Origin of the sequence: Halobellus rufus, assembly GCF_000739575.1 — an archaeon.
GTDB lineage: Archaea > Halobacteriota > Halobacteria > Halobacteriales > Haloferacaceae > Haloquadratum > Haloquadratum rufum.
In genome coordinates this window covers 60,518-75,352 of sequence record NZ_BBJO01000009.1, presented here as the reverse complement: position 1 = coordinate 75,352, position 14,835 = coordinate 60,518, and the positions used below count along the sequence as shown (strand labels likewise).

The window sequence follows — 14,835 nt, the reverse complement described above, 5'->3', positions numbered from 1 at the left end:
GGTCACCCGAAGACGGGCGCGACCCCGGTGACCGCGAGCACGGCGCTCGCGGCCAGCGCGGCCGCCGGAGGGATCGAGAGGTTGTCGTCGACGACGTAGCCGGCGATCACGGGCTTGAATCCGTCCGCGACGGTCGCCGCGAGCGCCGCTGCGAGCGCCGCTGCGAGGCCGACGCCCGTCCCCGCAGCGGCGACGAGAAACGGCGCGGCGACGGCCAGACAGACCGCGAACATCGCCCCGAGCGTCCGCAGGCGCTTCGACTCGTCGGCCTCCCGCGTCGTCCCGAGGAGCCCCGAGACCGGATCGCCGATCGTCAGCATCAGCGCCGCGGGAACGGCGACGTACGGCGCGAACACGAGGGCGACTGCGGTGATGCTGAACATATACAGCGCGTAGCCCGCCACGTTCGTCTGCTCGTAGGGGCGGGTGAGGTCGTCGTAGATGTCCCAGTCGAGGCCGACGACCAGTCGGAGGAACTCCAAGAGCGCCGCGACGCCGCTGGCGAGGAGCATCACGTACCCGAACTGGGTCCACGAGACGAACCCGAGCACGTACAGGAGCGGCAGTCCCGTGCCGCTGGCGTGCACCACCCGCCGCTTGAGTTCGCTCTCGGAGACGTCCGGCAGCGGACCGGACGCCGACTGGGACGTCGTCACCGTCCTATGAATCCGCGCCCGGCGCGACGAGGTCGTACGCCTCCACCAGGTCGTCGAAGGCTCGTTCGCCGCTCGTGACGGCTCGGAGCTCCTCGACCAGCGCGTCGATCGGGACGCGGACCTGCCGGGCGGTGTCGCGCTCGCGGATCGTGACGCTGTCGGGGCCCTCGTCCTCCAGCCCGTCGCGGTCGACGGTGACGCAGAACGGCGTGCCGACCTCGTCCTGCCGGCGGTAGCGACGGCCGATGCTTCCGGAGTCGTCGTAGACGACGCTGAAGCCCGATTCTCGGAGGTCGTCGACCAGCGCCTCCGAGCGGTCGACGAGCTCGTCGACGTTCGAGACCAGCGGGAAGACGCCGACGTCCGTCGGCGCGACCGCCGGCGACAGCGAGAGGTACGAGCGCGTCTCGCCGTCGACCTCGTCCTCGTGGTACGCGTGCGCCAGCAGCGTGTAGACGGTCCGGTCGACGCCGAACGACGGCTCGATCACGTGCGGCGTGATGTGCTCGCCCGAGACGGTCTGCTCTTCGACCCGGAAGTTCGCCACGTCGGCGTCGACGATCTTGGTCTCGCCGCCGACCGTGACCGACACCTCCTCGTCCTCGAACGCGGAGGGATCGCGCTCGGCCAACTCTTCGAGCGCCGACTGCACGTCGGCGGCGTCCCCGCCGAACTCGGGGCCGAGGACGCTCATATCGGGATCGACGACGCTTTTCTCGACCGTCTTCGGCTCGTCGAACTGCCGGAAGATGGTGAAGTCGTCGTCGCTGTGCTCGCCGTGCTTCGAGAGGTCGTAGTCCCCCCGGTAGGCGAAGCCCGCGATCTCGATCCAGTCGCCGTCGACCTCGCTCTCGGCGTCCCAACAGTCCGCCGCGTAGTGGGCGCGCTCGCCCGCCAGGTGCTGTCGGAAGCGGAAGCGGTCCATATCGACGCCGACGCGCTCGTACCACTCCTGGGCGACGCCGAGGAAGTAGCCGATCCACGCGTCGCCGACGATGCCCTCCTCGACCGCCTCGCCGACGGTGGTCTCGACGTACTCGCCGTCGTCGGCCCCCTGTTCTGTCGCCGGATACAGCGTGACCTCGACGTCGCGAACCGAATCGAGATCCGGCTCGTCACGCTCGGGGTCGACGAACTGCTCTAACTCCGCCTGGGTGAACTCCCGCGTGCGGACGATGCTCTTTCGCGGCGAGATCTCGTTGCGGTAGGCCCGCCCGATCTGGGTCGCGCCGAACGGGAGGCTGTTCCGCGCGTACTCCTTGATGCGCGGGAACTCCACGAAGATGCCCTGGGCGGTCTCCGGGCGGAGGTAGCCCGGCGTCGACGACCCCGGCCCGATGTTCGTCTCGAACATCAGGTTGAAGTCCTCGACGGGTTCGCCCGCCAGGTGCGCCCCGCAGTTGGGACACTGGAGGTCGTGCTCGGCGATCAGGTCTTCGACCTCCGCGATCGGAAGCGACTCCGCGTCCTCGAGGTCGGTGTTGTCCTCGATGAGGTGATCCGCGCGGTGGGAGGTGCCGCACTCGGGGCACTCGACGAGCATGTCGTCGAAGCCGTCGAGGTGGCCGGAGGCCTCGAAGACGGGCTCGGGCATAATCGTCGGCGCTTCGATCTCGAAGTTGCCCTCTTGGACGGTAAAGCGATCGCGCCAGGCGTCCTCGACGTTCGACTTCAGCGCCGCGCCCTGCGGGCCGAACGTGTAGAAGCCGGCCGCGCCGCCGTACGCGCCGCTCGCGCCGAAGAAGTAGCCGCGGCGCTTCGCGAGTTCGGCGAGCCGTTCGCCCTCGGTCCGCTCCTCGCTCATCTACAGCGCCTCCAGCAGATCCACGTCGCGGACGACGCCGATCAGTTCGTCGCCGGTGACGAGCGGGATCTGCTCGATGTCCTCGGTGAGCATCGCCTGCGCGACCTCGACGACGGACTTGCGCCGCGAGACCGTCACGAGGTTATCGGACATGAATTTCGAGACGGGCTCGGCCGGGAGCTCGACGTTTCGGGTCGGGACGTAGCGCCGTCCGATGGCCTTGATTCCCTCCCACATCCACTCGTCGTCCTGACCGGCGAAGGAGTCGCCGGTGTCGTCTTCGCCCTCGACGACGCGGGCGACGTCGATGATGTCGACCTCGGTGAGGATGCCGTCCATCCGCCCGTCGTCGTCGAGACAGACCGCGTACGGGACGTTGGCGTAGTAGATCTCGCGCTCGGCGACCGGCAGCGGCGTGGCGTCGTACGTCGTGTTCACGTCTTTCGTCGCGACGTCGTCCGCAGTCGCGTCGACGTCGACCTCCTCGCGGGCGATCGCGCGCACGATGTCGGTGACGGTGACGATCCCCTCGAGTTCGCCGTCGACGACCGGGACGCGGCGCGTTCCGGCGTCGACCATCAGGTGCGCGACCTCCTCGACGCTGGTGTCGGCGGTGACCGTCGGGACCTCCCGCATCAGCACCGCGAGCTGGTCCTCGTCGGGGCGCTCGATGAGCTCCTCCCGGGAGACGAGCCCGCGGTACTCCTCGCGGCCGTCGACCTGTTTGACCACGGGGACCGAGGAGAAACCGCGCTCCTGGAGGTACTCCAACACGTCGTCGCGGGTCCCCGGGAGTTCGACAGTGACCACGTCCTCGCGGGGCGTCATCGCGTCGGCTACATTCATACGGCGTTGTACTGCGTCACACCTCTTGTACTCTTTGAAGCCCCGGAGGTCGCAGTTCGGGCCGGCGACGGAGGCGAATCAGCTCACTCGGCGAGCACCGACTCGTCGACGTCGGCGACGTCGTCGCGGCCCACGAGCCCCATTGCCAGGTCGAGGTCGGCGAGGAGGTTCTCACAGACCGCGCGGACGCCCGCCGCCCCGTCGAGCGCCAGCCCGTACACGTACGGACGGCCGAGCAGCACCGCGTCAGCGCCGAGCGCGAGCGCCTTCAGCACGTCGGCCCCGCGGCGGATCCCGCTGTCGAACAGCACGTCGGCCTCGTCGCCGACGGCGTCGACGGCGGCCTCCGGGTCCGCGTCGACGTCGCCGTCGACCCGCGACTGGAAGGTCGGATCCGAGAAGTAGTTCGCGACGCCGTCGCGGTCGAGAAACGGGAGGTAGGCCCGCTGCATATCCCGCTCGCGCCACGCCAGCATCGGGGTATCGAGCGTGACCACGAGGGCCTCGTAGCCCGCCGCGGCCGCGCGGTCGACGAAGCTCTTCGCGAGGTCGTCGTCGGCGCTCCAGTAGAGCTGGAACCACCCGGGCGCGTCGTCGAGTTCCGCGGCGATGTCCTCCATCGTCGTCGACGCCGCAGAACTGGAGACCATCCCCATCCCCAACTCCTCGGCGGCGCGCGCCGTCGCGGCCTCGCCTTCCTCGTGGATGATCGACTGCACGCCGACCGGTGCGAGCATCACGGGGAACGAGAGCGAGGTGCCGCAGACGGTCGTCGAGAGGTCCCGCTCGCCAACGTCCCGGAGCACGCGCGGAAGCAGTCGGTGCTCGCGGAACGCCTCACGGTTCCGATCGACCGTGTCCTCGCCGCCCGCGCCGCCGGCGACGTAGTCGTACGCCTCCGGCGACAGCGCGTCGAGGGCGGCCGCTTCGAGCGCCTCGTAGCGCATCGGGACGTCGGGCGTTTCGCCCGCTCGCCCCGCTTCGAACACCTGTGACATCCGCCGCGTGCCCGGCTGTGCCGGTGTGTCGTCGGCCATATCTGGTGTGTGTTGTCACACGTCAAGTAGTTACTCCGAGCGTCGGTAGTTTGCTACAGGCCCCCACGGTACTGGATGCGCTTTCGTGTTCCTCGTTTGAGGCGTGTTACTTGGTATATACTCGCACGATAGGGCGGTCGATACCGACCATACGTACCAAGATCGTCCAAAAACACATCGATCCATATATTTATGCACCTCCTAAGGTGTTCATTCGTTAGTTCTAATCCGAGTTCGATCCGACGGGTTTATGTATGAATGAGATAGACTACCAAACATGACGCCGAATGCGACGGCAGTGTCCGACGCGTCGCGCGCCGAGGTGATGGCCTCGGTGGACTCCACTCCCGCTCAGGCGGAGTTCATTATCGCGGACATCTCCCGCGATGATGCGTGGCTCTCGATGCGGGTATCGGAAGCGCCGTCGCTCCGAGACTGGGCGTAAGCGGGCGTTCCCGGCGGTTTTTTCGAGGCCGATGCGATAGCCACTGCCCCGTTCGACCGAGCCGCCGCTACCGGACCGAACAGGGGACAGCATGATTTTTGTCCGCGACTCCCGAGCAACAGGGTATGCACTACCGCGAGGTCGACGCGAGCCGGGAGTTTCTGCTTCGGCTCGAAACGGGGGCCGACTGGCGAACGGAGATCGAGGAGTTCGCCGATCTCGAAGGCATCGACGCCGCGTGGTTTCAGGCGATGGGCGCGGTGCAGGACGCCGAGGTGTGGTTCTACGATCAGGACGACCAGGAGTACCAGTCGGTGACGTTCGACGAACCGCTCGAAGTCGCCGCCTGCGTGGGTAACGTCGCCGACCTCGACGGCGAGCGCTTCGCACACACGCACGCAGTGCTCTCGCGACCGAGCGGACAGGCACTCGCGGGGCATCTCAACGCCGCGACCGTCTTCGCGGGCGAGGTCTACCTCCGCGCGTTCGAGGAGTCGCTCGAACGGGAGCACGACGAGGTGACCGACCTGGACCTCTGGCTGTAGCCGTGCACGACGACGACAGGCGGTACTTCGAGCGCATCGAATCCCGGCTCGACGAGGCGTTCGACCGCGCCGAGCGCGCGAAGGGGATGGGGTACGACCCCGAGCCGGAGGTCGAGATCCCGGTCGCGAAGGACATGGCCGACAGGGTGGAGAACATCCTCGGAATCCCCGGCGTCGCCGAGCGCGTCCGCGAACTCGAGGGGCAGATGTCCCGCGAGGAGGCCGCCCTCGAACTCGTCACCGACTTCGTCGAGGGGACCGTCGGCGACTACGACAGCCGCGCCGGAAAGGTCGAGGGCGCGGTCCGGACCGCGGTCGCGCTGCTCACCGAGGGCGTCGTCGCCGCGCCGATCGAGGGGATCGACCGCGTCGAGATCCTCGAGAACGACGACGGGACGGAGTTCGTGAACGTCTACTACGCGGGCCCGATCCGCTCCGCCGGCGGGACCGCGCAGGCGCTCTCCGTCCTCGTCGCCGACTACGCGCGCTCGCTGCTCGGCATCGAGGAGTACGAGGCCCGGAGCGACGAGGTCGAGCGCTACGCCGAGGAGGTCGCCCTCTACGACAAGGAGACCGGCCTGCAGTACTCGCCGAAGGACAAGGAGACGAAGTTCATCGCCGAGCACATGCCGATCATGCTCGACGGGGAGGCCACCGGCGACGAGGAGGTCTCGGGCTTCCGCGACCTCGAACGCGTCGACACCAACTCCGCCCGGGGCGGGATGTGTCTCGTCCTCGCGGAGGGGATCGCGCTGAAAGCCCCGAAGATCCAGCGCTACACCCGCGGGCTCGACGAGGTCGACTGGCCGTGGCTGCAGGACCTCATCGACGGGACGATCGGAAAGAGCGACGACGACGCGGGCGACGCCGACGCACCGGAAGGCGAGGAGTCGACCGAGAGCGATACCGACGACGGACGCGAGGCTGACGGCGCGAGCGACGGCGACGACAGCGGTGAGCCGGACGCCGCAGACGACCCGGCCGGCCCGGCGCGGCTCGATCCGGCGAAGAAGTACCTGCGGGACCTCATCGCCGGGCGGCCCGTCTTCGGCCACCCGAGCCAGTCGGGCGGCTTCCGCCTCCGGTACGGCCGGGCGCGCAACCACGGCTTCGCGACCGCGGGCGTCCACCCGGCGACGATGCACCTCGTCGACGACTTCCTCGCGACCGGGACGCAGATCAAGACCGAGCGCCCGGGGAAGGCCGCGGGCGTCATCCCCGTCGACTCCATCGAGGGGCCGACGGTCCGCCTCGCGAACGGGGACGTCCGCCGCATCGACGACCCCGAGGAGGCACTCGAAATCAGAAACGGCGTCGAGAAGATCCTCGACCTCGGCGAGTACCTCGTGAACTTCGGGGAGTTCGTCGAGAACAACCACCAGCTCGCCCCCGCCTCCTACGTCTACGAGTGGTGGGTACAGGAGTTCGAGGCCGCCGGTGCGCCCGTCCAGGCGCTCGCCGACGACCCCGCGGTCGACCTCGAACACCCGACCCCCGAGAAGGCGATGGAGTGGGCGTCCGAGTACGACTGCCCGCTGCACCCCGACTACACGTATCTGTGGCACGACGTCTCGGTCGAGCAGTTCGAATCGCTCGCCGACGCCGTCGAGCACGGACGCGTCGTCAGCGCCGAGGCCGACGGCGGACTCGCGGCCGGCTCCGACGACGCCGACGACGCGGGGCTCGGATCCGACGACACCGCTGACGACGTCGCGGGCGGGACCGGCGAGACCGTCCTCGAACTGGAGAAGACCGAGTCGATCGCGGCGATCCTCGAACACCTGCTCGTCGAACACACCCAGCGCGAGGAGTCGATCCGAGTGCCGGAGTGGCACTCGCTGGTCCGCTCGCTCGGGTTCGTCGAGCGGGAGGACGCGTCGCGGACGCTGAAACGGACCTGGGAACCGACCGACGTCTCCCCGTCGGCCCGCTCGTGGGACGGCGGCGAGAGCGCCGTCAAGGCCGTCAACGAGGTCGCCCCGTTCGAGGTCCGCGAGCGCGCCCCGACCCGCATCGGCAACCGAATGGGTCGCCCCGAGAAGTCGGAATCGCGCGACCTCTCGCCCGCGGTTCACACCCTCTTCCCGATCGGCGAGGCCGGCGGCAGCCAGCGCGACGTCGGCGAGGCGGCCCGAAACAGGGACGAACAGGGTCGCCGCGGCGTCGTCGACGTCCGCGTCGGCGATCGCGTCTGTCCGGACTGCGGCACTCACACCTACCGGACGACCTGCGCGGACTGCGGCACTCACACCGAACCGCACTACGAGTGCGAGGAGTGCGGGCAGGTAGTCGAGCCCGACGAATCCGGGCGCGTCTACTGCGAGCACTGCGAACGCGACGTCACGAGCCCCGACTGGTTCTCGGTCGACGTCGGCGAGGAGTACCGCCGCGCACTCGAAGCGGTGGGCGAGCGCGAGTCCGCCTACGACATCCTGAAGGGCGTGAAGGGGCTCACCTCGGCGGACAAGACGCCCGAGCCGATGGAGAAGGGCGTCCTCCGCGCGAAGAACGGCGTCACGTCGTTCAAGGACGGCACGGTCCGCTACGACATGACGGACCTCCCCGTCACGGCGGTCCGCCCCGCCGAACTCGACGTGACCGCCGCGGACTTCCGCGAACTGGGCTACGAGACCGACGTCGACGGCGAGCCGCTGGAGTTCGACGACCAACTGGTCGAACTGAAAGTTCAGGACATCGTCCTCTCCGACGGCGCGGCCGAGCACATGCTCAAGACCGCCGACTTCGTCGACGATCTCCTCGAACAGTACTACGGCCTGCCCGCGTTCTACGAGGTCGAGGAACGGCAGGACCTCGTCGGCGAACTCGTCTTCGGGATGGCCCCGCACACGTCAGCCGCTGTCGTCGGCCGCGTCGTCGGTTTCACGTCCGCCGCCGTCGGCTACGCGCATCCGTACTTCCACGCCGCGAAGCGTCGGAACTGCTTCCATCCGGAGACGAAAGTCTGGTTCGAGGATGAGGCGGGAGAGTGGCACTACGACCCGATCAAATCGCTAGTCGAAGAGCGGCTTGACCCCGATGCTGCTGACGAGGACGACTTTGGTGCGCTCGTACAGGAACTCGGCGGCGACGTGTACGTTCCATCTGTGGACGAGAATGGCGAGGAATCACTCCAGCGAGTCGATGCAGTCTCGAAGCATCCCGCGCCAGACCACCTCATCAGGGTCGAGACCAAGAGTGGCCAGGAACTGACAGTAACTCCAGACCACTCAATGCGTCGGTGGACTGGTGAGGGGGTCGAGCGGATCGATGCACGTGACCTTTCGGTCGAAGATGTCGTTCCCACACCGAAACGAATCCCCATCGATGGTGAACGCTGGACGTTCGACTTGCTGGACGAATTCCTCACCACGGAGACGGTCCCGGACGAGGACCTAATGATTCGCGGAATCGGTGAGTCCGCTCTCAAAGAACTCCTCAACGACGCGACAGACGCTGAAGGATACCTGAAGCCAGTCGCTGAAGCACTCGATGTCAGTCAATCGACGGTGTACAACTGGGTGTCGAGAGATAGTATACCCGCTGGCGTCGTAATTGACCTGTTCGACCGTGAGACGGTCATCGAACGTGTTCCTGACGAAGTTGAACTTGGCGTGCGGCGCGACAAAACTTCGATTTCGCGGGAGTTCGTGGTCGACGAGACAGTTGGAACTCTGCTTGGATACTACGCTGCTGAAGGGTTCACACGACGAGAATCTGGGTCTTTCTATCAGACGACTATCTGTACGCCAGACGATGTTCCAAGGGAAGAAATTGTCGAAACGTTCGACAGAATCCTCAATGCCGACGCATTCGAGGAGAACAAGTGGAAGATTACGGTTTCCAGTCGACTCGTCGCCACACTATTTTCGGACATCCTCGACGCCGGGAGTCGTGCGGAGACAAAACGGATTCCCGACTGCGTACTGTCGGCTCCGGATTCGGTTCTCCGATCGTTCCTTGCTGCGTACTTCTCCGGCGATGGGAGTACCTCGACCGATCGAGTGGAGGTGAAAGCATACACTGTGAGTGACGACCTCCAGTCCGACCTCATCGCGGCACTCAAGCGATTCGGTATCGCGTCGAAGGTGTACCGTGAAGAACGAACCCCGGAGACCGGTGCAGTCGCTGAGTTCTACGACGAACCGCAGTCTTTCGAGACGTGGGTTCTGAAGGTAACGTCGCAGAACGCGGTTCGCTTTGCCGACCGAATCGGGTTCCACCTCAAGCGAAAGGAAGAAACGCTTGCGAACGCAGTCGATCGGATCGAAACGCGGTCACAGAGGCTCTTCGGTGACGGTGGTGAGGTGTGGGCCGACAAAATCACATCGGTCGAGATTACGCCGACGACTGTCGACCACACGTACTCACTGACTGTCGAGGAAACAAACACGCTGGTCGCTAACGACATATATACCGGCCAGTGCGACGGCGACGAAGACTGCGTGATGCTGCTGATGGACGGCCTGCTCAACTTCTCGAAGCAGTACCTCCCCGACAAGCGGGCGGCCAGATGGACGCGCCGCTCGTGATGTCCTCGCGCATCGATCCCAGCGAGATCGACGACGAGGCGCACAATATGGACATCGTGCGGCAGTACCCCCGCGAGTTCTACGAGGCGACGCTCGAACTCGAAGACCCCGAGGCCGTCGAGGACCTGATCCAGTTGGGAGAAGACACCCTCGGCACCGACGACGAGTACCGCGGCTTCGACCACACCCACGACACCTCGAACATCGCGCTCGGCCCCGACCTCTCCGCTTACAAGACGCTCGGGTCGATGATGGACAAGATGGACGCCCAACTGGAACTCTCCCGAAAGCTCCGCGCGGTCGACGAGACCGACGTCGCAGAGCGGGTCATCGAGTACCACTTCCTGCCAGACCTGATCGGGAACCTCAGAGCCTTCTCCAGACAGGAGACGCGCTGTCTCGACTGCGGCGAGAAATATCGACGGATGCCGCTCACCGGCGACTGCCGCGAGTGCGGCGGGCGCGTGAACCTTACGGTGCACAAGGGGTCGGTGAACAAGTACATGGACACCGCCATCCACGTCGCCGAGGAGTTCGGCTGCCGAGAGTACACCAAACAGCGGCTGGAAGTGCTCGAACAGAGCCTCGAATCCGTCTTCGAGAACGACAAGAACAAGCAGTCAGGGTTCGCGGATTTCATGTAGCACTTTTTTCACCGTTCGCTCCGCTCAGCGAGACAGGTTTTTCGCGCGGAGGGATCTGCAGGACCCCTCCGCAGAAAGAGGTGGAGCGCTACTCCAGATACCCCAGATCCCGAAGCCGCTCCTGCGCCTCGTCGTCCATCTCGTCGACGGCGTCGTCGTCGACGTCGTCGTCGAGCGCGTCGGTCCACGCGCCGCCGACCGCCGACTCGAAGTCCGCGAGCGTCGCCTCGACGGCGTCGACGACGGGGTCGCCCTCGCCCGCGACGTTCTCGGTCTCGCCGGGGTCGTCGTCGAGACGGTACGCCTCGTCGGCGATGCGGTCGATCCGGACGTACTTGCCGTCGATCCGGCGCGCGGCGCGCATCCGCGAGTAGAAGCGCGAGTCGCTCGGAATCGTGAGCCCAGCGTCGGCCGCCTTCTCCTCTAACTGGTTCAACTCGACGACCGGCCGGGAGTACTCGATGAAGGCGTACTCGCCGTCGCCGCGTTGACCGGGGTCGCGTTTCTCGTCGCCGACGCCGTCGAAAGAGCGGTACGAATCGGAGACCAGCGAGCGCGTCCGATCGAGCGCGACGACGTCGTCATCGGGTGCGGAAGGCGTCCCGCCCTCGACGTCGAGGGTGTCGAGGACGGTGTGATACAGGTCGAGCAACTCGACTTGGTCCTCGCGGCGGTCGTCGTCGAGCGCGGGGTGTTTGACCAGCAGGGGGACGTTCACGAGCGGGTCGTACAGGCAGAACTCGTGGCCGTAGAGGTCGTGCTCGCCGTGCAGTTCACCGTGGTCCGCGCAGACGACGACCATCGTGTCGTCCCACCGTCCGTCGGCCTTCAGCCAGTCGAACAACCGCCCGAGTTGGTCGTCGATGTGCGCGATTTCGGCGTCGTACAGCCCGCGGATGTCGTCCCACTCGTCGTCGTCGATGTCGCGCGCGCCGGAGTTGTACTCCTTGGAGTTCTGACACACCTCGGTCGAGTCGACGCCGGGGGCGAACTCCTCGGCGAACTCCTCGGGCGGGTGATACGGCAGGTGCGCGTCCATCAGGTTGATGAACGCGAACGATCGGTCCGAATCCTCGATGAACGACTTCGTGCGGTCGACGACGGCGGGCGTCTTCGAGTCGGCGCTCCCGCCGCCCGCGAAGAACTCGTGGGCGGTGTTGCCGAGGCTGACGATCTTGTCGGCCATCGCTCGCAGCGCCTCGTTGTCGTTCATCGCCTTCCACGCGCGGGCCAGCGGTCCCGAGAGGAACTCGCCGGGCATCACCTCGAAGAAGTTGTCCTGGTCGTCGAACCCGTCGGTGAGGTGGGTGTAGGGCGTGATCCACGCGTTCGAGGAGTAACAGGCCGTGTCGTACCCCGCCGCCGAGAGCGTCTCCGCCAGCGTCGTCACTCCCTCCAGATAGGGGTTCTCCTGATCCGCCCCGTGCTGTGAGGGGTACATCCCGGTGAAGAGCGAGGCGTGGACCGGCAGCGTCCACGGCGCGGGTGCGACCGCCTGCTCGAAGACCGTCGCCTCCTCGGCGAAGGCTTCCAAGTTCGGCGTCGTGGGGCGATCGTACCCGTAGGGCGTGAGCCGGTCCTTTCGGACCGTGTCCATCACCACGAAGAGAACGTTCTCGGGTGATCCGGTGGTCATACACCTACGTCTCGCCGACGGCGTCAAAGAGCCTCCGGTCCTGCGGCGTCAGCGAAACACGGCTCCCGCGGAGAATCGGATTCGAGTTAGAACGGAGCCTGCGGGCCTTCGTCGCCGTCTCGGTCCTCGCCGCTCTCCTCGCCGGGGAACGAGGGGGCCATTCCGTCGCCGCCGTGGCCACCGCCGCCCATTCCGGTCTCGGCGTGGACCATCTCGATCTCGGGGATCTCCTTGACCATCCGGCTCTTGATCGCCTGGATCGTCATCGGGGAGATGCCACAGCCCGAACACGCGCCGCCGAGCATGATCGTGACCTCGCCGTTCTCGCGGTCAAGGTTCTGAATCGCCGCGGATCCGCCGTGCATCTGGATCTGCGGGAAGTTCCGGCGCAGGAAGTTCGTGACGCGCTCTTTCAGGTCGTCGTCGCCGCTTGCAGCGTCCGTGCTCATACCCAGCGCTTCGGCGTCGACGGGCTTAGGCCTTTGGTTCGCACAACGCGGCGGCCGTATCTCCGCCGGTTTCGTGCGTCGTTTCGCGTCGTCGATCGGACGTCACTCGTCGTCGTCGAGGCCGAACACGCGTCGGTGCTGCCGGCGGAGTTCCTCGAGGTACGCATCGAGCACCCCCGAGAGCTTCTCGTCGTCGACGACGACGGCGGTCAGCCGGTCGGACGGGTTCTCCGGGAGTTCGATCCGGAAGTCGCCGTCCTCGTAGAACGGCTCGGACTCGTTGAGGATCTGCTGGTCGATGGCGTGGACGAGTTCGGAGTCGTAGGTGTCGTTCATCGTCTCGAAGGCGTTCTTGTACGCGCGCTGGAGTTCGGGGAAGTAGTTGGCGTACTTGTCCTCGAACTTCTCGGGGTCGAAGTCGGTCATATCCGTGATTGGTCGGCGGCGGTACAAACCCGTTTTCGTCCGGGGCCGTCCCGCTCGGCTCTCAGGCTGTCGGCGTCAGTTCCCCTCTTCGACGATTTCGTGCCACTCTCCGCCGAGAGCGAGGGTCGCGAACATCGCCGCTCCGGCGAGCAGACTCAAGCCGACGTCGTACCGCACCGACGTCAAGACCGAGAACACAGCTCCGACGACCACGAGCACGGGGAGACGCCGAGAACGGGGGAGCTCGAAGAGCGCCTCCGTCTTCGAGGGGAGGTGGTAGAGACCGACCGAGAGGATCAACAGCGCCAGCAGGCTGCCGACTTCGACGAGGCTGTCGAGCCCCATATCGATCACCACCAGAACCTGGACGCCGAGCGGGAGGTAGATCTCCCGGACGGGTCCGTCCGGGACCCTCGGTTCACTCCGCACCGCGTCGTAGACGGTCCACCCGAGGAGCGCGACGGCCATCGACCACACCAGGAGAAACCCGAACTCGCCCCGGGCGGCCGGGATCGGGACGAACGACTCGCCCCGCATAAACCGGTGAGACAACCAGACCCACACGACGGCACCCAGCGGGAGGAACGCACCGCGGGGGCGGCTCACGGGGGGCGTCGCCGCCGAGTCGCGAACCCGCGCTCGAACGGGGGCCTCGTCCGCGTGATACAGAAGCGTCGGGACGCGACGGACCACGCGGAACCAGTACCACAGACAGTAGCAGACCACGAGAACCGGGGTGACACTGAGCGCCGCCCAGACGGCGGCATCGCCCGTGACGTCGAGGGCGTACGCCACGCTCCCCACCGTCCGGAGTTCGACGACCGACCAGTAGGCGCTACTGAGACTCGCCGGTCTGAACGCGTCAGCCGGCGTGTTGTAGACGCCGGAGAGCAGCAGCGGGACCACGGCGAAGAGGATGCCGAAGAGCACCGGGAGGAAGATCCCCCACGCGCGCGGCGTGACCGCCGTGCGGAGCTGTCGATAGAAGGACGTGTCCACGTCGGTGGCGGCGTCGAATCCGTCGCCGAGTACCGAGTCGGGCCTCGGCGTGCGGTCGCTCCGTAGCGCCCAGCTCCCGATCGAACCTGCGAGCGCGAGGACCTCGATGATCGGATAGTAGAGGCTCAGCGTCCCGACGAAGATCCCGAGGAGCGCCGCGGGCATAACGAACACGCTGGCACCCGCAGTCACCACCAGTGCGGCCGCGAGTTTGTGCATCCGGGGCCGCGCCGCCAGCGTCTCGAACTCCGACCGCCACGTCTCGGCGGCGTCGTCGTCCGTCGAGAGGCCGACCAACGGCCGGACGAACCGGTTGTCGGGGTGGCTCACGGATCGCGGCTCGATCCGGTAGAGCGCCGTTCCGAGGATCGGTATTCCGAGGAACAGCGCCCCGTTCAACAGCCACTGCGGCGGTCCGGGCACTCCCGCGGGGAGTCCCGAAGCCCCGACTGACAGCCCCCAGAGGTAGTATATCGTCCCGACGGCGAAGGCGTACGTCACGAAGATCCGCCGGACTCGCGAGTGGCGTTCGATCGGCTCGCTGAGCGGTCCGACGTACACCCGCGGAACGAAGGCGACGACGACGAGGCCCAAGAGCACGACGCTCAAACAGAGACTGACGAGGGACGCGAGCACGTCGGGCTGGACTCCGGTGAGCCGCGACGCGATCTCGCCGAGCGCCGGCAGCGAAAACAGGCTCGGAACGGTGTTCCACGCGAGGATCGTGCCACTGACCACCCCGAGGAGTTGGTCCGCGCTCGGTATCCCCGGAAGCCGACGGACGACGATCTTGGCGGCCCTGATGAGCGTGGTCGCCAT

The 14,835-nt window shown here is 66.6% G+C and carries 12 protein-coding genes; 4 read left to right on the top strand and 8 right to left on the bottom strand.

The annotated features are described in order from the left end of the window. Nucleotides 1-2: 2 nt before the first annotated feature. The 4 genes from ACP99_RS05025 to ACP99_RS05010 all read right to left on the bottom strand — a co-directional run bounded on the left by ACP99_RS05025 (nucleotide 3) and on the right by ACP99_RS05010 (nucleotide 4,343). A complete protein-coding gene (locus ACP99_RS05025; protein WP_394324859.1) occupies nucleotides 3-656 on the bottom strand; it encodes a dolichol kinase in 654 nt (217 codons plus the stop codon). A 4-nt stretch (nucleotides 657-660) separates the two neighbouring features. Further along, nucleotides 661-2,460: a glycine--tRNA ligase gene (gene glyS, locus ACP99_RS05020; RefSeq protein ID WP_049985542.1), complete on the bottom strand. Its 1,800-nt coding sequence runs from the start codon at nucleotides 2,458-2,460 to the stop codon at nucleotides 661-663. Beyond that, a complete protein-coding gene (locus ACP99_RS05015; protein ID WP_049985541.1) occupies nucleotides 2,461-3,306 on the bottom strand; it encodes a CBS domain-containing protein in 846 nt (281 codons plus the stop codon). A gap of 83 nt (nucleotides 3,307-3,389) precedes the next feature. After that, nucleotides 3,390-4,343 carry an alpha-hydroxy-acid oxidizing protein gene (locus ACP99_RS05010; RefSeq protein ID WP_049985540.1) on the bottom strand — a complete coding sequence of 318 codons (954 nt, stop codon included), beginning with the start codon at nucleotides 4,341-4,343 and terminating at the stop codon, nucleotides 3,390-3,392. A gap of 277 nt (nucleotides 4,344-4,620) precedes the next feature. On the opposite strand from ACP99_RS05010, the gene ACP99_RS20385 reads away from it, so the two are divergent. The 4 genes from ACP99_RS20385 (at nucleotide 4,621) to ACP99_RS21380 (ending at nucleotide 10,506) form a co-directional block, all read left to right on the top strand. Further along, complete coding sequence (locus tag ACP99_RS20385) at nucleotides 4,621-4,788, top strand: DUF7556 family protein (RefSeq protein WP_197052355.1); 168 nt, start codon at nucleotides 4,621-4,623, stop codon at nucleotides 4,786-4,788. 125 nt (nucleotides 4,789-4,913) lie between these two features. After that, nucleotides 4,914-5,333, top strand: a complete 420-nt coding sequence (locus tag ACP99_RS05005; RefSeq protein ID WP_049985539.1) for a PPC domain-containing DNA-binding protein — start codon at nucleotides 4,914-4,916, stop codon at nucleotides 5,331-5,333. Nucleotides 5,334-5,335: 2 nt separating this feature from the next. Beyond that, entirely contained in the window at nucleotides 5,336-9,862 is a 4,527-nt protein-coding gene (locus tag ACP99_RS05000) for an LAGLIDADG family homing endonuclease (RefSeq protein WP_231554215.1), read from the top strand. Then, the gene (locus ACP99_RS21380; protein ID WP_231554214.1) at nucleotides 9,844-10,506 is read left to right on the top strand and encodes a hypothetical protein; all 663 of its coding nucleotides are present in this window, start codon (nucleotides 9,844-9,846) and stop codon (nucleotides 10,504-10,506) included. The genes ACP99_RS05000 and ACP99_RS21380 overlap by 19 nt, the downstream gene beginning before the upstream one ends. An 88-nt stretch (nucleotides 10,507-10,594) precedes the next feature. On the opposite strand, the gene ACP99_RS04995 is transcribed toward ACP99_RS21380, so the two are convergent. The 4 genes from ACP99_RS04995 to ACP99_RS04980 form a co-directional block, all read right to left on the bottom strand. Continuing rightward, nucleotides 10,595-12,142, bottom strand: a complete 1,548-nt coding sequence (locus tag ACP99_RS04995) for a sulfatase (RefSeq protein ID WP_049985538.1) — start codon at nucleotides 12,140-12,142, stop codon at nucleotides 10,595-10,597. 86 nt (nucleotides 12,143-12,228) lie between these two features. Then, nucleotides 12,229-12,591: a NifU family protein gene (locus ACP99_RS04990; protein WP_049985537.1), complete on the bottom strand. Its 363-nt coding sequence runs from the start codon at nucleotides 12,589-12,591 to the stop codon at nucleotides 12,229-12,231. Nucleotides 12,592-12,693: 102 nt separating this feature from the next. Next, a complete protein-coding gene (locus ACP99_RS04985; RefSeq protein WP_049985536.1) occupies nucleotides 12,694-13,017 on the bottom strand; it encodes a DUF5783 family protein in 324 nt (107 codons plus the stop codon). Between the two features lie 75 nt (nucleotides 13,018-13,092). Then, nucleotides 13,093-14,835, bottom strand: a complete 1,743-nt coding sequence (locus ACP99_RS04980) for a hypothetical protein (RefSeq protein WP_049985535.1) — start codon at nucleotides 14,833-14,835, stop codon at nucleotides 13,093-13,095.